The following is a 512-nucleotide window of genomic DNA, read 5'->3' on the forward strand; positions in this document are numbered from 1 at the left end:
TATCAAGGCAACGCCGGCCATGCTGGAAGCCTTTGAGCGCCTGGGCGCCTGACTGCGTATAGTCGCTGAACACAGAAGTTCCAGACATGAAAGATGATGACACCAAGCTGAGCGGCGCCCTGCAGGAGAACCTGCTGACGCTGCTTTGCTTTGACGACCGCTACTGCAAGCCGGCCCGGGCGGTCCTGACGCCGCAGCTCTTTGAGTCCGCGGTCTTCCGGGAAGTGGCGGGCCACGCCATCGCCTTCATTGACCAGTTTGGGGCGCCCATCAAGGAGCACTTGCCCGATCACCTGGAACACATCCTTGAGGCCGGCGACAAGAAGGCGGCCAGCTTCCGCAAGCTGGTTGAGAATCTGTTTCTTGCCAAGGACTCGATCAACGCTGAATGGGTCATGACGCAGCTGCACAAGTTCGTGCGGCAGCAGACTCTCAAAAGCGCTTTCCTGACCGCCGTCGAAGCCTTCGAGGCCGGCGACGTCGACGCGGCAGAGGTCGCGCTACAAGGCGGT

1 protein-coding gene is annotated in these 512 nt (G+C 60.9%); it reads left to right on the forward strand.

Annotated features, from left to right (window positions below; translation table 11 throughout):
- Positions 1-86 precede the first annotated feature (86 nt).
- A partial coding sequence (locus F2B26_RS16975) for a hypothetical protein (protein ID WP_159811260.1) occupies positions 87-512 on the forward strand: 426 nt, incomplete at its 3' end.

It is taken from the genome of Cellulomonas citrea, from assembly GCF_009829685.1.
Lineage (GTDB): Bacteria > Actinomycetota > Actinomycetes > Actinomycetales > Cellulomonadaceae > Cellulomonas > Cellulomonas citrea.